This window comes from Cohnella nanjingensis (genome assembly GCF_014212125.1).
GTDB classification, from domain to species: domain Bacteria; phylum Bacillota; class Bacilli; order Paenibacillales; family Paenibacillaceae; genus Cohnella; species Cohnella nanjingensis.
The window spans coordinates 368,344-386,739 of the sequence record NZ_JACJVP010000001.1 but is presented as its reverse complement, the minus strand read 5'-3'; the positions used below and the strand labels follow the sequence as shown (position 1 = coordinate 386,739).

The following is an 18,396-nucleotide window of genomic DNA, read 5'->3' as shown; positions in this document are numbered from 1 at the left end:
GGGAACAGGGATGAAGGAAATTCTGGGCAGCAACCGCTTCATGAAAGACGAATTTCCTTTCTGGATCAGCCGAACGGAGCAGGGTTCTATCCCCGAGCACGGCCACGAATTCGTCGAGCTGGTGTACGTCGTGCGCGGAAAGGGCGTCCACATCTTCCATGGGTCCGATTACAACATTCATGCCGGCGATGTATTCATCATCAATCCCGGGGAAACGCATGCCTATTTCGTCGAGCCCGGCTGCCGCATGGAAATCATCAACTGCCTGTTTATGCCGTCCTTCATTCTCGACGCCCTGCTCAGCGAACTCGAAATTACGACGTCGATGGATTACTTCTATGTCCATCCTTTCCTGAAGCACGATGTTCGGTTCAATCATCACTTGAATCTTCTCGGTCAGGACGCGTCAACCGTCCTAACGCTGCTGGAAAGCATGATCCGGGAGCTTGGCAGCCGCGGTCTCGGACACACGACGCTGATTCGCCTCCAGATGATAGAGCTGCTTGTGCTGCTGTCCCGGTATTACGCGAATATGCAGAGCCACCGCAGTCATCCGACCCCGCGTCAGATGGATCGCGTATTGACCGCGAGGCGAATCTACGGGTATTTGGAACGCAATTACGACAAGAAAATTACGCTGCAATCGCTGTCCGGCCTCTTCAACGTAAGCACGCGACAGCTAAACCGTCTGGTGCGCGAGGAATTCGGCAAAAGCGTATTCGATCTGCTGCACGATATTCGGATCGAACGGGCAAAGCGCATGCTGCTGGAGTCGGACGAGAAGGTCATCGCCGTGGCGACTATGGTCGGCTATGACGATCCGTCGTTCTTCAGCCGGCTATTCTTACGCTACACCGGTTGTTCTCCCCGCGAATACCGGAGCGGGACGCACGTCTGACGAAGAAGGAAGTGGGCGTCATGAGCAAGCGGCCCAACTTGCTGCTGATCACGGCCGATCAGTTGAGGCACGATTGTGTCGGCTACAGCGGGGCCTACCCCGTGCGGACGCCGAATCTGGATTCGCTGGCGGCGACGAGCACCGCGTTCGAGCATGCCTACTCGGTGCTTCCGGTATGCGCGCCATCCAGACAATCGCTCCTGCATGGCAGGAGGCCGGAGACGTTCGGCGCTCTATGGAATTACAGCGGCGCCCTCCCGATTGCCGCTTTATCCCCGAACGATTACGCCTGGACGCGAACGCTCGCGAATAACGGGTATGCCATGGCGTATCTGGGCAAATGGGGCGTCAACCCCGAACACGGTCCGACTGAATACGGCTACGAATCGTACGTTTCGGAGAAAGATTACGAGTCGTTCGCGGCCGAGCGGTATCCAGGCGTCGCGATCGCGAACGGCTACTTTGGCGAGCGCAATACAGTTCCGCTGGAGGATTCGGAGACGCATTGGTTCGCCGCTCGGGCGATCGAGACGCTGGGCCGACTGCAAGAGGACGGCCGGCCCTGGCATATGGCGCTTCACTTCTCCCAGCCGCACCTGCCCTGCCGTCCGTCGGATCCTTACGCAGGCATGTACGATCCAGCCGAAATTCCGGAATGGGAGGGCTTTCGGGAGACGTTCCGGAACAAGCCCTATATCCAGCGGCAGCAGCTGCTGAGCTGGGGTGTCGAAGACTTCGGATGGGCAGAGTGGGCGCCTATTGTCGCCCGGTATTACGGAATCATCAGCCAGCTTGACGATGCGATCGGCCGGGTGCTGCAGGCGGTTGGGCAGCTGGGCGCCGACCGAGACACGATTGTCGTGTTTACGGCGGATCACGGCGACATGTGCGGCTCGCACGGGATGATGGATAAACATTACATTCTGTACGACGACGTGGTACGAGTGCCGCTGCTGATCCGGCTGCCGGGTACTTCGCAGGGACAGGTTCGCCAAGAGTTCGTCTACAACTTTCTTGACTTGGCGCCTACGCTGCTGGATGTCCTCAGTCTTCGGGCTTTCGATCCGGGCAATCTGCAGGGCGTTTCACTGGTCCCGCTGCTGGCGGACGGTCAACCGAACGAGTGGAGGGACGCAGTCGTGTCCACGTACAACGGACAGCAATTCGGCCTGTATACCCAGCGGATGATACGTACGGCGCAGTGGAAGTACATCTGGAATCCAACCGATGTCGACGAGCTGTACGAATTGCGTACCGACCCCGGCGAACTGGTGAATCGGATGGGGGAGCCCGGACTGAACGATCTGGTCATAGATCTGCGCCGCCGTCTCTACGAACGATTGTCCGATGACGGCGACGCGATCGTCGCCAACGAGTGGATGCGGCACCAACTGTTGGACGGCGCCAAACTATCATCGTGTAAACCGAAAGACTTTCAAGGCTGATTCAGCCCCTGAAGGTCTCTCTTTTTTTATCTGAAGGGAACGCGCGTTCGCGCTCGTGATTAAATGGAGCCAGGTTGTAAATAATGATTCTATTCTCACGGATCAAAAGTCGAAAATATTGCGGCGGAGGGAATTCGAGCGTGGATTTTTTCAAAGGCCAAGATTCATTGACGGCAATAGAATGGATTATGAGAAGCGTTGTAGGATTTGGATTTCTGATCATCGCCGCCAAAATGATGGGGCAGCGTTCCATCTCTCAACTTCGATTTCTTGATTTCATTATCGCGCTTACGCTCGGCAATATTATTGCCCATCCGCTCTCAGACGAGCATCTTGGGTTAAAAGGTTCCATCATTTCGACCTTTTCGCTTGTTTTTCTGTACATTGCCGCAATCTGGCTCAGCCTGAAGTTCCCGCTGCTCAAACAATTTTTTGACCCGCCGGCGATTCCCCTTGTTCTGGACGGGAAGCTTGATTATCGGAACCTATCGAAAGCCAAGCTGCCAATTGAATTCTTGTACACCGAGCTGCGAAAATCGAACGTAGAGGACATCTCGAAGGTTGCCTTTGCTGCATGGGAGCCAGGCGGTAAACTATCTGTTTTCCTAAATACAGCTTATCAGCCCGTAACTCCGGCTGACTTAAAGCTGGCCACTCAACCCTTCAATCTAACCAAACCGATCATAACGGAAGGCCACATGGAACATGCGCTGCTGCGCGAGATCGGCAAGGACCGCACATGGCTGGAAACGGAAATTCGACCCCATGACTTAAATAACGTAATCTTGGCTACGGTAGACAGCAAGCTAACTGTACAGGTCCATGTGGTTCGGGAACCAAGAATCACCTAATTTTAGCTCTCCACAATTTTATTATTTGTGTCACATTACGCAGCCCTTTCCCGTCATACAGGTACAAAATGGAAAGGGATGATTCCGATGCTAAAATATGATGTAGCAGTTGTGGGTGGAGGAGTAGCGGGGTTAACGGCAGCAATCTATGCAGCAAAAGCGGGAAAACAAACGATTGTGATTGAAAAACAGGATCGCATGGGAGTGCAGGGCCGTTTCCAATAAGATAAATGGGGCTTTCTTTAACTTAGGCGGGCATGCCTTATATTATGGAGATGCGCTTGCAACGTTCCGTGAATTGGGTCTGCGTCTGCAAGGCAATCAACCTTCGATCGACGGGTACGGGATATGGAAGGGGAAGTTGCTTACGATGCCTATGGGCGTTAAATCTCTGCTCACCACCCCTCTCTTATCTTGGAAAGGCAAGATAGAGCTTGCCTCTTGGCTTGCGAAACTTGGAAAACTGGACACCCATCGCTACGATCAAATCAGTCTGCGCGATTGGATTGAAGGCAATTTGCATGATCCCATGTTACGGAATTTATTCTACGCTCTGCTGCGTACGGCAAGCTATGTGGTAGCTCCAGACATTCAGGCTGCGGGTCCGGTATTGCAGCAACTCCAACATTCTCTTCAAGGCGTATTGTACCTGGATCGAGGATGGGGGGCCATAATTGATGAACTTAAAGAAATTGCAGCCAAACATGGGGTAAGGATGTTGACGAGCAGCAAAGTCGTTGCCATCGAGCACCAAGATGGAGCTGTTCAGCATATCAGATGCGAAGATGATACGCGGGTAGAGGCGAAACATATCATCCTCACCGCTCCTCCTGCCGTCGCCCATCAACATACATCTATTCGTTTGATTTCAACAAGGATCAAATCCGGACCATTTATTCCGTAGCCAATCCTGAGAAGCTAAGACATCTATAGAATGGAGCGGTTTAATGGACCTATGAAGTTTTCGTGTTTTTACAATACCGGTTTCCATGATTCTGTTAAATTAGGCAAAGGAGACCTTTGTACTTTCAGGTTAACCATAATTTGTAGAGAAGGGTAGTGGAACAATGAAACTGTCGCAAACCAGACTGTTGGTTAAAGATTTTCATCAAAGTGTAGCGTTCTATAGAGACGTGATGGAGCTTCCAATGGGATTTTCCGCAGAGGAGATGCAGTTCGCATCCTTTAATACAGGCGAAACCAAAATCGAAATTTTTTCCCGTCAAAATATGGCTGAAGTGATCGATGAAAACAATCTTTCACCCAGCACAGAACTACAATCGAAATTCTTACTCACATTTGAAGTGGATCAAGTCGATGAGGTTTGCGCCCGTTTGAAAGATAAAGGGGTGGTGTTCCTTAACGAACCTCATGATCGGCAGGCTTGGAATGCCAGGGTTGCCCATTTGCGCGATCCCGATGGTAATGTAATCGAACTATATAAACACCCGCTTTAACTGCCTTTGTCCTGCTTTAGTTCACTTAACAATTTGGAGTAGATTTCTGGGGATTTTCCTACGATTGATTTGAAATCTTTAATGAAATGAGCTTGATCGTAATAGCCGAGATCCAAAGCGAGATTTGACCAGTCGAGAATATCACCGTCGGCCATTTTTTCTACCGCTTCGTGAAGTCGGTAGCGTTGAATGATCCATTTGGGACTGACCCCCACATACTGACGGAATAATATTTGAAACTGCCTTTTGTGAATTTGATAGCGAGCCAAAATGTCATCAACTTTAACGATACTTCTATCGGAGATGATACTTTGAACGATGGTATTAATGAAATCGACATTGGTGTCTGGTTCAGGGAGCCGTTCCCGAATAAAAGATTCTGCAAGAGGAATCATCTGTTCTGCGGTTTCCTGGGCAAAAAGCCGTTGTTCCAACGCTTGGCTGCTCATTCCGAAAGCTTCCTGAAAAGGCACCATGCGGTCTGTTAGGGTTGAAACGGGTTTATGCAGAAAGAGATAAAAAGCTCCGGGCCGGAATTTAACGCCGAAGACTGCTCCTTGTTCCTTGAGAAGCACAGAAAATCTCCCTTTAAAAACGCCCACAATTCGCGAATTGTCTCTTTCAAACACAAGATGAACAGAAGGATGAGGCAAGGTTTCTTGAAGGTGCGGTTCCTGCCCCCGAAGATCCCAGCGGACAACCCAGTAATGCTCAATGAAATGGATGAGATCGGCGGAAGGTGAGTAACGGGAAACTGAAAATTTGGAATTTTCCTTATTTACATTTAACAATCCAATGGGCTTGCCGAGTTTCAATTGCATCAGAGTTCTCTCCAGTATAGAACAGTTTAGGAGTATTATTACGAATATAATAACATAGCTACAGTAAGATGCTCTCCTGGGCAATATCCACGCCGACAACGAAGTTGTCCAAGCAAAAAAAGACTAGGGACGGAAGTGTTATCGTTCGAACCTCAGCGATTGGATGATTGGATCGATTTAGGAAGATAGAATAGCTCATGAGGAGGGTATGATGGACAAAGAGAAACTCATCCGCAAGTTCGATAATCAATCCAAAATTTACGAAATGAGAAGGAAGAAGCAATCGGAACGGAAATGGCGGGAAAAATTGATAGGGAGTGCACAGGGGAAGGTTCTTGAGGTAGCTGTTGGTGCCGGAGCGAATTTTTACTATTATCCCAAAGATGTGGATGTGACTGCTGTCGATTTCAGCGGTGCTATGTTATGCAAGGCAAAAGAGTCCGCCACGGCTAGCAATGTTCGGGCCACATTCATTCAATCCGATATTGAATCTATTTCGTTTCCTGAAAACGCATTTGATACCATCGTCTCGACATTATCCTTTTGCGGTTACGAATATCCTGTTAGCGTGTTGGAATCTTTTAGCAGGTGGTGTAAGCCGGGCGGTCAAATTTTGTTAATGGAGCATGGTCTCAGTTCAAACCGATTGATTGGCAGCACCCAAAAGATCATCGAGCCGGTTTTCCTACGCGTTGTCGGCTGCCATCTGGATCGTAATATGATCAAAATTTTTCAGCAGTCCCCGATTCATGTACACCATATGGAACGCTACAAGTTTAATACCGTTCATTTGGTGTGGGCGTCGCCAAACAAAGCCCTAAACCGATCGAAATGAGGAGGTTAGTTAAATGAATGTTGTGGTTACGGAATACAACGATAATTGGAAACAAAAGTTCAGCGAGGAATCTCAAAAAATAAAAGACATTTTTGGGAATGAGTTAATCGACATTCATCATATAGGCAGCACTTCTGTTCCAGGGTTAAAAGCCAAATCAATCATTGATATCATGCCAATCGTAAAAGATATCAAAAAAATCGATTCGTTTAATGAACAAATGACAGGTCTTGGTTACGAATGTATGGGTGAGCTCGGTATGAAAGGAAGAAGGTATTTCAGAAAAGGCGGAGATAATAGAACGCATCAGGTACATGTATTCCAGGTAGATAACAAGGAAGATATGAAAAGAAAACCTTGCAAAACAATTCCCGAAGGACATTGAAGCTTATATGGACGGTAAAGATGCGTTTGTTATAGAGCTAGAAAGAAAAGCGCTGCAATGGTACAAAATGGTCAAGGAACGTTAAGCTAATACTGCTGATCGGAGGATCCGTAGAATACAGTTGTGTCTCGATCCTTTTAGCCTCCAAAATCAAATTATCGCTGTTGGGACATGCAAATTGGCGAAGTTAACCAAATATATTCAATGGTATAACAAAGTGAAGCGGAGGGTAAAAGGATGTTTAACTGTTTTCTTGTCGAGGTCTCGGGAAACACCATTTTCGTGCGCCGTTATGGACAAGGACCGGCAATTCTATTGGTGCACGGCTTCCCGCGCACAAGCCTGATGTGGCGACTCCTCGCGCCGAAGCTTGCGGAAAATCATACAGTGATTTGCGTAGACTTGCGCGCCTACGGCCGCAGCGGGATACCCGCCTCCAGCCACGATCACTTTCCTTATTCAAAGCGCGCGATGGCGAAGGAATTGGTTGAGGTGATGAGCAAACTTGGCTTTCCGACCTTCATCGTGATCGGTCACGACCGCGGAGGACGCGTCAGCTACCGTATGGCCTTGGATCATCCGAAGAATGTGGAGCGTCTGGCCGTGTTTGACGTCATTCCGATTTTGGAAGCGTGGAAACGGGCAGATGCGCGCTTCGCTCAAACCTACTGGCCTTGGAGTTTACTGTCGCAGAAACAACCGCTGCCGGAGAGTTATCTGCTCGGTGCTCCCGAGGCCGTCTTCCATAACCCCTTCGGTGAAGGTTCCTTCGGCCGCGAAGTCTTGCAAGAGTACGTTTCGACCTATTACAATCCGGCCCGCGTGCATGGTATTTGCGAGGAATATCGAGCTGCAGCGACGATCGATGTCGAACACGACCGCGCGGACAAAGAAGCGTCGAAAAAAATCGAATGTCCGATGCTGCACCTGTGGGCGGAGGGCGGTTGGCTTGACACTTACTATGCAAAAGACGGCGGTCCGCTCGGCATATGGCGGCAATGGGCTCCGAAGGTGCAAGGGCAGGCGATAAAGGGTGGCCACTTCTTCCCGGAAGAGAATCCTAACGACACGGCGGTTCTCGTGAAGCTGTTCCTTTCCGCTTCATGAAAGTATCATTGAGGCATTGAAGGTGTGCAAGGTTTGACGCTTACAAAAAAACTTTAGGCAAGCCGGTCTTAACCGGCTTGCCTAAAGTTCTTCATTGCCCCTTTAACGGTCAGCCCTTCATTCGAGCGAAAGGTCTTTTAATGAACATCATCAAATATCCTATTTTGATTCGGAGCGCCAACTTTTTCTAAAGCTCATTTCCTGTCCTTCCTTGATAGGCATGAGCGTGCGGGTGTCTTCCATTAACCGTTGTGTAACCTTCAAAATAGTGAAAATGACCACCGCCCGGAAGGTCGACGCATCCACTGGTGGTACCATGGATGAAATGCGTATGTCCGTCATTAAAAGTGGTTTCGGCCCGATATTCATGTACATGCGGAACGCCTGAAGGTGCTGGCGCGGTAACCCCGGCATATTCATGGGAATGACCAACATCAAAAGAAGTGATTCCTGAGAATGAGTGCTCGTGAACAGCTCTGCCATCCCATGATGTAATGTACAACATATGAGAGTGACGGCCGTCTTGATCGTCAGATTCATAGAGAAGACCTTTGATTGGTATATCCATAAGCATCTCCCTCAACGAATGTGTGAAAGGCAGAGGTGAACTGCTGCCACCTTCGCGCTTTAATTTATAGTGTATGGTCAAGGTGATATTTGTGTGCTTGGTCACTTCACTTTAACGATTTTCCACAGGCCGCCCGTATTAGGCTGAGGCTTCTTTCCCGTATGCGTGCTACCTAAGATTCCCAGATCGACCACATAGAGCACATTTCCGTCGGGGCTGAATTTGACGTCAATGGGGCGAATCGGACCTTCAGCAGCAGACTCTCCCTGTGGATTCACAAGAAAGTTTGCGATTTGACCTGTATCCGGCTTCACCCTGACGACTTTGTATCCAGGCAGTTCTTCCGTTTTCTCGAATCCGGATTCTCCGAATTGAGCGACGAATATTTCTCCGGCATGACCGAAATCGGTATTCGTACAGAAATCGAACTTCATCGAAGCGCTGTGCGGTTGAAAGCGAACAATCGGCTGACAGGCGAGAGGGGGATGCTCCTTCAAAATAAAGGTTGGCTTCGCTTGTTCTGACGCATGAAAATGGGGAAGGGTAACGGGCAAGCCGCTGAAAATTTCCGGAAAACCATACCAACCGCCTGGTGTCACTTCCCACATTTTATCCCAATCCAGCCGGATTTGTCGGCTTCCTCGCGGGTCTGCTCCATGATCGATCACGACCAACTTCCCGTTGAACGGCGAGAATCTTAAGCCGAACGTATTCCGGAATCCGTCGGCGACGATTTGCAGATGAGATCCGTCTGGATCGCAACAATAAACGACACCGTTGGCCGACAGTCGACCGCGAACGATCTCGCCGTCATGACTTGCCGTTCCATACGGTTTGTAAGCGCCGGTAACCGCCACATCCGATGGTTCGGCCGAAGGATTCCGTGTGATAAAGTTCGTACCTGCCAGTACCAAATCACGAGCTGGGGTTTCGTGGAATTTCGGATGGTATTTCAAAATTAGCTTATTATCAAGACCTACGACAGCCGAATTGGTCGCCGTTCCAACTGAGAAATACAGTTTGCCGTCCGACCCGAATAAGATATCGCCGGTATAGTGATCTCCACATGTTCGAAGTCCGGTTACAATCGTTTCTCTTTTTCCGTCTTCCGATATTCGTATGATTTGTCCGCATCCGGATCCGTGCTCTTCGCCAATGGCTCCTGCCGCGACATATAGATGCCCCTCATGCCAAGCAATGCCCGTTACGGGTCCGCCGAAGCCACCGGCAAATTCGGTTAACGAACCATCCTTCTCCAGCCGCAGTATGCGGCCTTTTCCCGGTTCGGTTCCGTAAGCGAAGCCTGCCTCCGCGATATAGATCATTCCGTTCGAATCGAATGTCATAACGGTGGGAAAAGTTAACCCCGTTGCAACGCGCTCTAAACGATAACCTTTTTCCAATACGTAATTAGATCTTTCCTTCCGGTCCTCTTCCGGAGACAATTCGGAGAAGGCTTGTTTGAACTCCGCAAGCATATTCACCTGATCGATTTGACTGTCCACAAGGTTTTTGATCCCCAGCTGCCGAGAAGAGGCAGCCAAAAAATATTCCGCGTAGCTCCTATACTCCTGAAGCAATTGATATTCCCGGTCATACAGATCCTTGATGCAGCCAAGAATGTTCTTGATTTCCAATTTAATGGTTGTCGGTGGAATACGGATCCCTTGAGACGCGGCAAGTTTCTGCAAAGATGACAATTGCTTCTCTTGCTCATTCAGCAGACCGGCAATCGCATCTCGTAATTTTGGAAATGGATTGTTCCGCTGAAGGTACTGATAGAGGAAATGATTTGCCCACTCCCAACGATATTGTTTTTGAACCATTCCGTTCGGAATATAATCCTTCATACCCACTGCCTCCTCTTTCCTGGTTCCTTTACGGTCATCCCGATCAACGAAATAACGAGATCCGTCTTTCCTCCTGCTTGCTGCACAATATTTGTAAGTATTATTCAATAATAGCGTTCAATATAACGCGGAAGGCAGGCATTCCTCCTATGAGAAATGGAAGACCATTGGAATCGGAAGATCTCTTCAACCTGAAGGCCGTGAGCGATCCGCAAATTTCACCTGATGGCTCATGCATTGCCTATGTAGAAACGATCATGGATCGGAACACGAACCAATATCAAAGTCGAATTAAGCTCGCAACCGTCTCCGGACAAGATGGACCACGGCCCCTAACTTCCGGTTCGGAGTTAAACTTTGCGCCGCGCTGGTCGCCCGATGGACGATGGATTGCGTTCATTTCCACCCGGTCGGGATCGCGCCAGCTGTGGATCATGCCGGGCACCGGAGGGGAGCCGCAGCTGCTGTCTCGTATCCGAAACATAACCGGCGCTCCGGTATGGAGTCCTGACGGCCGGACACTCGCATGTATCGTTCGACTAAGTGCGGACAACAACGAATGGGATTCGGAACAAGAGCTAAGTCCCCGGGAACGATTCTCCGGAGATGTGCTGGTTATCGACCAACTCCGGTACAAGTTGGATAGTGTAGGATTTCTCGTGAATAAAAATTGGCATTTGTTCACCGTTCAGGTCATTGGTCCGGAGAGAGGCGCGGTTCGCCAATTGACTTTCGGTAACTACAATTTCTCTTCCCCCGCATGGTCGCCAACCGGTCAGTTTATCGCGGTTGCCGGAAACCGGGTCGCGGAGAGGCCGGACTTGGAATGGGTTAACGATATTTGGGTCGTTCCTTCCGTCGGAGGGGCACCACGTCCATTGACCCGAAGTACCGGGCCTGCCGACAATCCGTCCTGGTCGCCGGATGGGCGCTTCATTGCGTATACGGGTCACGATCGACGGTCGGGCTATTATACCAATCAGGGGATATGGATCGTTCCGTCGGAAGGGGGGGAGCCACGGGAACTGACGGCCGGGTTCAAGTATCCAGTGGGCGATTGTGCGATCAAAGATTTCCTCGGGATCGAGCAGCCGGACGTAACGCCATACTGGTCCCTAGACGGGAGATCGCTCTATATGCATGTCAGCGCAATGGGGGCGGTTCATCTCTGGCGTTTTTCGGTCCCGGACGGGCGTGCGATCCAATTAACATACGGTACAATGGTCATCTACAACTTGAGCTTCCACCCCGAGTCCCGTTTGATAGCTATGGCCGTGACCAGCCCAACGCTGCCTAATGATATTTGGGTGGGCGAGATCAACGGCGAGACTGTTCGCGAGCGACGTCTAACGAACGTGAATCGCGATTGGCTGGGTCAAATCGCGCTCGCACGGCCTACTCGATTTACCTTTCGATCTTCCGGCGGCCCGGAAGAGGAAGGTTGGGTTCTCTATCCAACTTATTCACCGGCAGAGAAACCTCCAGCCGTCTTGCAAATTCATGGGGGTCCGACCGTTATGTATGGTTACGTATTTTTCTATGAATTTCAATTGCTCGCGGCAAACGGTTTCGCCGTCATTTTTGCGAATCCTCGCGGGAGCATGGGTTATGGCCAGGAATTTGCCGAAGCGATTCGCGGGGATTGGGGGAATCATGACTACTCCGATCTTATGGCGGCCGTAGACGCCGCTTTGTCACAGGGAACTCTGGATCCGGAACGTTTAGGCGTGGCAGGCGGAAGTTATGGCGGGTACATGACCAATTGGATCGTAACCCAGACCAACAGGTTCAAGGCAGCGGTTTCTATGCGGGGCATCAGTAATCTATACAGCTTCTTCGGTACCTCTGATGGAGGATTTTTACATGCGGAAGAATACGGAGGTCCGCCTTGGGAACTCCCGAAGAACTATCTGAAGCGATCTCCGATCAGCTTCGTTGACAAGGTTAAAGCTCCGTTACTACTCATTCATAGCGACCGTGACTTCCGGGTTCCCATCGAGCAAGGGGAACAATTCTACACGGCTTTAAAGTTTCTACGGCGCACGGTGCGCATGGTTCGATTTCTTACGGAAACACACGAACTATCGCGCGAAGGGAAACCTTGGCATCGGGTGATCCGGTACGACCATATTTTGCACTGGTTCCGTGAGCATTTGAATAACAAGTAAACATGCCCAGCTAAGATGATGCGTCCCGACTCCTGAAGTTCATATTACGCACTAAACATACATAATTATTTACAAAGTGTATTTACTGGCGCTATAATAAGAAAATAAGGATTTTTGGCAGACTGGCTGACGGTAAAAAGGAGGGGATCCGCTCTGGGCACCGATTTTTACAAGAAATGGGCATGCCAAAAAATGATTGAGTCATCGCAGACGAACATTTGGGAAGGCCATTGGGCGTGCGCGGTTTTAGCCTTGATTGGCGTTTTGGAAGATAACCTGGTACCGGGAACGCTGGAAGCCGCGATTCGCAAAAATCTCGAAAAAACGGTGGAGGAACACCCAAACGATAAGCTGTATCGGGTTGACAAGGAATACGCAGACTTTCGTAATGGTATTTTGAGCTTGCTTGTCAAAAAAGATCAATCTTGCCATGCATTGGGTCATGATGTGATCTATGCGTATTACATGCTGGCTATGCTCTCTCGTTCTGAAATTCCGGCAACGGCCGAATTGTATAATGCCATGACAAAATTGCTGGAAGGATTTGCGGCGTCCGGTCCAGGTTATGTAACGATAAACGGAAACAACACCGTCATTGATCCTGAAGGCATTCCCGTAACGGCAACAAGGGTTCCACTGACTCCCGCTGTTGTGCTTGATCTTTTCCATAACTTTCAGAGGCCCTACCCAATGGAAAAAGGCGATATGCAGCTCGGACACCTCCTTACTCATGGCCATTCCATCTTAGAGCTGAAGCAAGCATTCCACGATCATGGGCTTGTTCAGTCGGAGACTTCCTTATTCACAAGACTGGACATTCTGATCTACGCAAACGGGCTGGAAAAAAATCCGACGGAATACGATCTACCATTTACAACAACCATGAGCAGTCCGTTGGAACAGCCATTCTGGGAGCAGGCATTCGCGGACAGCAGGCACGGCCATTATTATAAATACGCGTACAGTTACCTAAAGCTGAACCGGATGGCCGGCCGCAATCCTTCCGATTTCGGATCGTTCGGCCGGATTTTGTAGTTGTCCGTTTTCCTGTAGCGTTCTCTGACAATATTGTGGCCCGCTATGGATATCACGCATTTACCGAGTGTCAAAGAATGCCCCGCTTCCTTTCTAAATCGGAAAGGAGTCGGGGTTTTGTGTTTTATTAAAACAGCGGTAGAAACTATGCCCTAGCGGAAAAAGGAGATACCTGTGTTAATGCACTGGCGGCATGATTATCCGCGCATAAACTAACGTTGTGATCCAATGATCACAATAAAACAATGGTGGTGATAAATGTGGGCTATGGAGGCTCTTGCGGCGGTTACGGCGGAATGGGAACAGCTGCATTTGTACTTGTTCTCTTCATTCTGTTGGTCATTATCTTGCGCGCTGGATTCTATTAAGCAACATTCAATCTCGCGCAGGTAGATGAGTGACCTCCTGATGGTGAGATTTAAGGGCTGTAGACCCGACTAGGCTTACAAAAACAATAGTAGAGGAGCTTGCTTCTGGGCAGTTCCTCTTTTTTATGGACTAAAACTTCCTTTACCAGAACCGGATATCCTTATTGGGTCTTTTTCTATTCACCATCCTATTCGCCTCATTTTTTAAAATACGCTTTATGTCTAGTCCATAAATTTCCATTCCGCATAGAATACAAAAAAACTATGAAAGGAGTGTGTAAATGAGAGCTATGGTTACCGGAGGAGCCGGTTTCATCGGTTCCCATCTTGTAGAAGCTCTTGTCAATCAAGGCGCTAAGGTTTCCCTGCTAGATAATTTGGTATTCGGCCAGCTGAACCGCATCCATCCGCAGGCTGTATTTCACAATGTGGATATACGAAGCAAAAAAGCCAAGAAGCTTATAGAACAGGAGAAGCCCGACGTTTTCTTTCACTTGGCTGCCCAAACCGATGTCCAACAGTCCATTCTCGACCCCGGATATGATGGCGATGTAAACATTCTCGGGACGATCAACCTGTTAGAGGCTTGCCGGGAAGCCCATGTCGGTAAAGTCATCTTCGCCTCCACCTCGGCTGTTTATGGAAATTTGCAAAAGATGAGCTTATCGGAGTCGGACCCTACCGCCCCGATCTCCTACTATGGGCTATCGAAATGTACCGCTGAATCGTATTTCCGCCTCTTCCACCGGCTATATGGCATCCCTTATACGATTCTGCGCTTCAGCAACGTCTATGGGCCAGGACAAACGGCCAAGGGAGAAGGCGGGGTCGTTGCCGTTTTTTGCGACCGGATCCAAGCCGATCGACCCATTACCGTACATGGCGATGGCGAACAGACGAGAGATTTTATTTATGTCAAGGATGTCGTAGGGGCTCTTCTTGCGGCCGTGAAGCGAGGAGATCAGGAGACCATTCAGGTCAGCTCCTCCAGTAAAACGTCCGTTAACGATCTGGCGGCCACCCTCAGCCGGATTCACGGATCTCCCATCGATATCGTCCATACCCCTTCCCGAAAAGGCGATATTAAACACAGCTGCCTGAACAACGGCAAAGCACGTCATGACCTGCACTGGCAGCCGCTTGTCGGCCTTCTCGAAGGATTGACGGAAACCTATAACCATTCGAAAAAAACAGAATAGGAGACAAAGCGAAATGAAACTGCATGAGATCAAAGGAACATACGATGCCATTTTCAGTCTAGGCGATCTTTGTCTCGCCTCTATTCAATTAAGACAAAACAACCTTAGACCCTTCGCCGGTGTCTTGGACTGGATGGGCTCCCCTTTGCTATCCAACGTCAACCGCCTCTTGAAGTATCGGTTTTACGGATTCATGGATTCTTCCCACTTAAGCATCCTCGGTTATGCAGGCGATAAGATCGTCGTATCAGAAGATGCTTACCATATCGTGTCCAACCATGATTTTGAGAGTGGAAAAAACACGCTGTCCCATTTGGCCACTTATCCGCAAGTGAAGGACAAATTCGATCGCCGCATCCAACGGTTCCTGAAGAAAATGGATACCTGCGAACGCATCCTATTTGTCCGGACAGAGGGGGATATGGAGGACGCGGAAGCTCTTCAGAAGATCCTGTCCGGCTTAGTCCGAAACGATTTTCGCGTGCTCATTGTCAATCACGCGGACGTTCGGGATTTGGTCGAAGACGATTGGCCGCTGAAAAAGGTGTGCGCGGTTCGGTTGCCGGCCGTGGACAAATGGACCGGAAACGATCATCTGTGGAGAAAGCTGTTCGAAGGCATTGAATTGAAGTAATAAGCATCAGGAGGGGTAGAAATGTTCGAAAATACAGTAATCCTCGTTACAGGCGGGACAGGCTCCTGGGGACAGGAGCTGGTAAAGGAGCTGCTGCTGCAAAATCCGCAAAAGCTCATCATCTTTTCGCGTAACGAGACCAGCCAAGTGATGATGAAACGGGAAATGAAGGATCCGAGAATCAGCTACTGCATCGGCGATGTCCGGGAACGGGAAGCATTGGTCAAGGCGTGCGAAGGGGTCGATTACATCTTCCATCTAGCCGCGCTGAAACACGTAACCATCTGTGAGAGACAACCTCTTGAGGCTTTAAAAACCAATGTGACGGGTACAAAAAATGTCATCGAAGCAGCCATCGAAAACCGCGTCAAAAAAGTGATTAACATCTCAACCGACAAGGCGGCAGACCCGGTTAATATTTACGGGTTTACGAAGGCCATCGGCGAGAAGCTGATCGTTGAAGCGAACATGCACAAGGCGGAGACGCGGTTCGTCAATGTCAGAGGAGGCAATATTCTCGGCTCGAACGGCAGCGTCCTTAGACTGTTTATCAAACAATTAGAAGAACAACGTCAACTCAGTATCACCGACAAGAAGATGGTTCGATATTTTATGACCCTGCAGTCCGCTACAGAGCTTCTCCTTACAGCGGCCAAGGAAGGGAAGGGAGGAGAAACCTTCATCCCGATGATGCCGTCATGCAAAATATTGGATCTAGCCGAGGTGCTGAAGGAAGCGTACGGAATGAAGGATGCAGAGATTGCAGAGATCGGATGCGGGCCGGGTGAAAAAATAAAGGAGGTACTTCTCTCTCCTTTTGAAGCCCAAAATTCCGTCATCTTAAACAATCGATATGTAGTCGTGCTTCCGACGCTTGAGATCCCGGCTTTAAAGGGGGCATACTCCGCTTGCCCTTCCGTGCCACCGGAGATCTCCCACTCTGAATCCCTCATGGCTAAAACGGAAATTAAACAGATGCTGATCGATGGCGGCTTCTGGCCGGAGGAGACGGATCAATGAAAATATTGCTTGCAACTTACTGGCATGTCCCGCATTTAGGCGGTGTGTGGGGTTATATGGTACAACTTAGAGAAAAGCTGGAGTCTTTAGGACATGAGGTGGATTTACTTGGATATGGTGATGAAGCCGGAAGCTTTGTACACATCGTCAATAAAAATAAAAAGCTTCAATCCGACAAGCTGCTTCCCCTGCTTCAAGCCATGTTGAATCCATCGAACTACCCTGCCATCTATCATAACGAACTTGTAAAATATACGGAATTCCGTCGTTATGTATTCGAACTGTCGGTCGCTTATTTCGGTCTCGATTCCTATGACGTGGTTCACACCCAGGATGTGATCTCCACCGCAGCCATTCAGCGAATCAGGCCCGAACGAACCGCCCTCGTCGCTTCCCTGCACGGCTGCGTTGCCCATGAGATTCGGATGCAGCTGAAAACCGTGCACAAATCCGCCACCTCTGAAATCGCAAGAGAATATTATAACCAATTGGAGTATATCGGTGCCACTTCGGCTGAAATTACGGTTGTTGCGAATCAGTGGCTGAAAAATATTTTAACCGATGAATTCCGCGTGCCTAGTGATAGGATGAAGGTCATTCACTATGGATACGATATCGGATCGTTTTTGAAGCAATTGAAAACCAAATCCACAGTTACGCGTCCTCCCAACAAGAAAGTGATCCTCTATTCCGGGCGGTTGGTTGAGCTGAAAGGCGTGCAGCATCTGCTTGACGCACTCGGAAAATTGAAGGATAAGCGTAAGGATTGGATTTGCTGGATCGTCGGGGATGGCGATATGAGATTGGAGCTCGATCTCCAGTGCAAGGTTCTTCGTCTTGAAAAAGATGTTGTGTTTCTCGGGAAACGGGATGATGTTCCTAGTCTGATGGCGCAAGCCGATATCTTCGTACTGCCCAGCATGATTGAGAACCAGCCTTTGTCCGTTATCGAAGCGCAGCTCGCCGGAAAAGCGATTATTGCCAGTAACGTAGGGGGATTGCCTGAAATCATCAAACACAAGGATACAGGTCTATTGGTTCCTCCAGGAGATGTAGATAAACTATACAAATATTTGGATCGGCTGCTAGCGGACGACGCCCTTCGAAGAAATCTTGGTTCCCGGGCTAATCAATGGGCCAAGTCCTATTGGTCACTCGACGTCATGGCGGATCAGATCGTAGGGGTTTACCAAAGCGCAATCGAGAAAAGGAGACTTCTTAGCGATGATCGACATGAGCAAGAGATGGGCCAAGTATAGCCATATCTATGCAACGATGAAGAAACGGTTTCTAGCATGGGCAAAACAGTGGCTGGGGCTAAAGGACGCGACAGAGCCCCCTGGCAGTCTGACACAGCTGCATGAGAGTAGACCTATCTCCTATCAGGCGAACAGTGACGTGAATATCGATTTGTCGAGCACCTCCTTCTCTCCCTTCGGAATCATTCGGATTATCGCAACTTCGCTCCCGTACGACTACGAGATTCCTAATCCTGAATCACTGCGCGTTATACTGCCTATGACAGCCGATCACTACCGCAGCCTGTTCTCAGTGCCCACTAGCCAGCCTAACATGCTGGTCGATGATCAAGTATGGCTTCGGATCAAGGCCGCTTTGCCAAAAGGTTATCTGCTGCCCGGATCTGAATTTCCCGTGAATAAAAAATAATAGTGTCATCATCCAGGCTGCGCTTGACGAGCATCCGTGCAATCGTCAACCCGCGACGTGAAAAAGAAAAGGACTTGGCCGACGAGC

General features: G+C 49.4%; 18 protein-coding genes and 1 pseudogene. 16 read left to right on the top strand and 3 right to left on the bottom strand.

Annotated features, from left to right (window positions below; translation table 11 throughout):
- Positions 1-10 precede the first annotated feature (10 nt).
- From H7C19_RS01795 to H7C19_RS01775, 6 genes are all read left to right on the top strand, one after another.
- Positions 11-898, top strand: a complete 888-nt coding sequence (locus tag H7C19_RS01795; protein ID WP_185140819.1) for an AraC family transcriptional regulator — start codon at positions 11-13, stop codon at positions 896-898.
- Positions 899-918: 20 nt separating this feature from the next.
- Positions 919-2,343: a sulfatase family protein gene (locus H7C19_RS01790; protein ID WP_185140818.1), complete on the top strand. Its 1,425-nt coding sequence runs from the start codon at positions 919-921 to the stop codon at positions 2,341-2,343.
- 140 nt (positions 2,344-2,483) lie between these two features.
- Complete coding sequence (locus H7C19_RS01785) at positions 2,484-3,194, top strand: DUF421 domain-containing protein (protein WP_185140817.1); 711 nt, start codon at positions 2,484-2,486, stop codon at positions 3,192-3,194.
- Positions 3,195-3,281: 87 nt separating this feature from the next.
- On the top strand, positions 3,282-3,419 hold the full coding sequence (locus H7C19_RS34570) for an FAD-dependent oxidoreductase (protein ID WP_246469240.1): 138 nt from the start codon (positions 3,282-3,284) through the stop codon (positions 3,417-3,419).
- The gene (locus H7C19_RS01780) at positions 3,376-4,098 is read left to right on the top strand and encodes an FAD-dependent oxidoreductase (protein WP_246469239.1); all 723 of its coding nucleotides are present in this window, start codon (positions 3,376-3,378) and stop codon (positions 4,096-4,098) included. Before H7C19_RS34570 ends, H7C19_RS01780 begins: the two co-directional genes overlap by 44 nt.
- Positions 4,099-4,261: 163 nt before the next feature.
- Positions 4,262-4,651 (top strand): VOC family protein, encoded by a 390-nt coding sequence (locus H7C19_RS01775; protein WP_185140816.1) that lies wholly within the window; start codon positions 4,262-4,264, stop codon positions 4,649-4,651.
- Here H7C19_RS01775 and H7C19_RS01770 read toward each other — a convergent pair.
- Complete coding sequence (locus tag H7C19_RS01770) at positions 4,648-5,472, bottom strand: helix-turn-helix domain-containing protein (RefSeq protein WP_185140815.1); 825 nt, start codon at positions 5,470-5,472, stop codon at positions 4,648-4,650. The two genes, H7C19_RS01775 and H7C19_RS01770, sit on opposite strands and share 4 nt — an antisense overlap.
- Positions 5,473-5,683: 211 nt before the next feature.
- Here H7C19_RS01770 and H7C19_RS01765 point away from each other — a divergent pair, with 211 nt between their 5' ends.
- The 3 genes and pseudogenes from H7C19_RS01765 (at position 5,684) to H7C19_RS01755 (ending at position 7,799) form a co-directional block, all read left to right on the top strand.
- Positions 5,684-6,307 (top strand): class I SAM-dependent methyltransferase, encoded by a 624-nt coding sequence (locus H7C19_RS01765; RefSeq protein ID WP_185140814.1) that lies wholly within the window; start codon positions 5,684-5,686, stop codon positions 6,305-6,307.
- Positions 6,308-6,320: 13 nt separating this feature from the next.
- A pseudogene (locus H7C19_RS01760) lies at positions 6,321-6,777 on the top strand (GrpB family protein).
- Between the two features lie 152 nt (positions 6,778-6,929).
- A complete protein-coding gene (locus H7C19_RS01755; protein ID WP_185140813.1) occupies positions 6,930-7,799 on the top strand; it encodes an alpha/beta fold hydrolase in 870 nt (289 codons plus the stop codon).
- 187 nt (positions 7,800-7,986) lie between these two features.
- Here the strand turns inward: H7C19_RS01755 and H7C19_RS01750 are convergent, their stop codons facing one another.
- Both H7C19_RS01750 and H7C19_RS01745 read right to left on the bottom strand, forming a co-directional pair.
- Positions 7,987-8,304 carry a YmaF family protein gene (locus H7C19_RS01750; protein ID WP_313731285.1) on the bottom strand — a complete coding sequence of 106 codons (318 nt, stop codon included), beginning with the start codon at positions 8,302-8,304 and terminating at the stop codon, positions 7,987-7,989.
- A 164-nt stretch (positions 8,305-8,468) separates the two neighbouring features.
- Positions 8,469-10,217 carry a PQQ-dependent sugar dehydrogenase gene (locus H7C19_RS01745; RefSeq protein WP_185140811.1) on the bottom strand — a complete coding sequence of 583 codons (1,749 nt, stop codon included), beginning with the start codon at positions 10,215-10,217 and terminating at the stop codon, positions 8,469-8,471.
- Positions 10,218-10,384: 167 nt separating this feature from the next.
- On the opposite strand from H7C19_RS01745, the gene H7C19_RS01740 reads away from it, so the two are divergent.
- From H7C19_RS01740 to H7C19_RS01710, 7 genes are all read left to right on the top strand, one after another.
- On the top strand, positions 10,385-12,385 hold the full coding sequence (locus H7C19_RS01740) for a S9 family peptidase (RefSeq protein ID WP_185140810.1): 2,001 nt from the start codon (positions 10,385-10,387) through the stop codon (positions 12,383-12,385).
- Positions 12,386-12,499: 114 nt separating this feature from the next.
- On the top strand, positions 12,500-13,420 hold the full coding sequence (locus H7C19_RS01735) for a hypothetical protein (protein WP_246469238.1): 921 nt from the start codon (positions 12,500-12,502) through the stop codon (positions 13,418-13,420).
- A 649-nt stretch (positions 13,421-14,069) separates the two neighbouring features.
- The gene (locus H7C19_RS01730; RefSeq protein ID WP_185140809.1) at positions 14,070-14,987 is read left to right on the top strand and encodes an NAD-dependent epimerase/dehydratase family protein; all 918 of its coding nucleotides are present in this window, start codon (positions 14,070-14,072) and stop codon (positions 14,985-14,987) included.
- Positions 14,988-15,000: 13 nt separating this feature from the next.
- Complete coding sequence (locus tag H7C19_RS01725) at positions 15,001-15,621, top strand: DUF1796 family putative cysteine peptidase (protein WP_185140808.1); 621 nt, start codon at positions 15,001-15,003, stop codon at positions 15,619-15,621.
- Between the two features lie 21 nt (positions 15,622-15,642).
- A complete protein-coding gene (locus tag H7C19_RS01720; protein WP_185140807.1) occupies positions 15,643-16,641 on the top strand; it encodes an SDR family NAD(P)-dependent oxidoreductase in 999 nt (332 codons plus the stop codon).
- Positions 16,638-17,900 carry a glycosyltransferase family 4 protein gene (locus H7C19_RS01715; protein ID WP_185140806.1) on the top strand — a complete coding sequence of 421 codons (1,263 nt, stop codon included), beginning with the start codon at positions 16,638-16,640 and terminating at the stop codon, positions 17,898-17,900. Before H7C19_RS01720 ends, H7C19_RS01715 begins: the two co-directional genes overlap by 4 nt.
- On the top strand, positions 17,866-18,309 hold the full coding sequence (locus tag H7C19_RS01710) for a hypothetical protein (protein WP_185141009.1): 444 nt from the start codon (positions 17,866-17,868) through the stop codon (positions 18,307-18,309). Before H7C19_RS01715 ends, H7C19_RS01710 begins: the two co-directional genes overlap by 35 nt.
- Positions 18,310-18,396: the final 87 nt, after the last annotated feature.

Excerpts from the sequence above, each read along its gene's own strand:
- H7C19_RS01795 (WP_185140819.1), top strand. The coding sequence starts at position 11 with ATGAAGGAAATTCTGGGCAGCAACCGCTTCATGAAAGACGAATTTCCT.
- H7C19_RS01725 (WP_185140808.1), top strand. The coding sequence starts at position 15,001 with ATGAAACTGCATGAGATCAAAGGAACATACGATGCCATTTTCAGTCTA.
- H7C19_RS01720 (WP_185140807.1), top strand. The coding sequence starts at position 15,643 with ATGTTCGAAAATACAGTAATCCTCGTTACAGGCGGGACAGGCTCCTGG.
- H7C19_RS34570 (WP_246469240.1), top strand. The coding sequence starts at position 3,282 with ATGCTAAAATATGATGTAGCAGTTGTGGGTGGAGGAGTAGCGGGGTTA.
- H7C19_RS01790 (WP_185140818.1), top strand. The coding sequence starts at position 919 with ATGAGCAAGCGGCCCAACTTGCTGCTGATCACGGCCGATCAGTTGAGG.
- H7C19_RS01775 (WP_185140816.1), top strand. The coding sequence starts at position 4,262 with ATGAAACTGTCGCAAACCAGACTGTTGGTTAAAGATTTTCATCAAAGT.
- H7C19_RS01750 (WP_313731285.1), bottom strand. The coding sequence starts at position 8,304 with ATGTTGTACATTACATCATGGGATGGCAGAGCTGTTCACGAGCACTCA.
- H7C19_RS01765 (WP_185140814.1), top strand. The coding sequence starts at position 5,684 with ATGGACAAAGAGAAACTCATCCGCAAGTTCGATAATCAATCCAAAATT.
- H7C19_RS01755 (WP_185140813.1), top strand. The coding sequence starts at position 6,930 with ATGTTTAACTGTTTTCTTGTCGAGGTCTCGGGAAACACCATTTTCGTG.
- H7C19_RS01715 (WP_185140806.1), top strand. The coding sequence starts at position 16,638 with ATGAAAATATTGCTTGCAACTTACTGGCATGTCCCGCATTTAGGCGGT.
- H7C19_RS01730 (WP_185140809.1), top strand. The coding sequence starts at position 14,070 with ATGAGAGCTATGGTTACCGGAGGAGCCGGTTTCATCGGTTCCCATCTT.
- H7C19_RS01770 (WP_185140815.1), bottom strand. The coding sequence starts at position 5,472 with ATGCAATTGAAACTCGGCAAGCCCATTGGATTGTTAAATGTAAATAAG.
- H7C19_RS01710 (WP_185141009.1), top strand. The coding sequence starts at position 17,866 with ATGATCGACATGAGCAAGAGATGGGCCAAGTATAGCCATATCTATGCA.
- H7C19_RS01745 (WP_185140811.1), bottom strand. The coding sequence starts at position 10,217 with ATGAAGGATTATATTCCGAACGGAATGGTTCAAAAACAATATCGTTGG.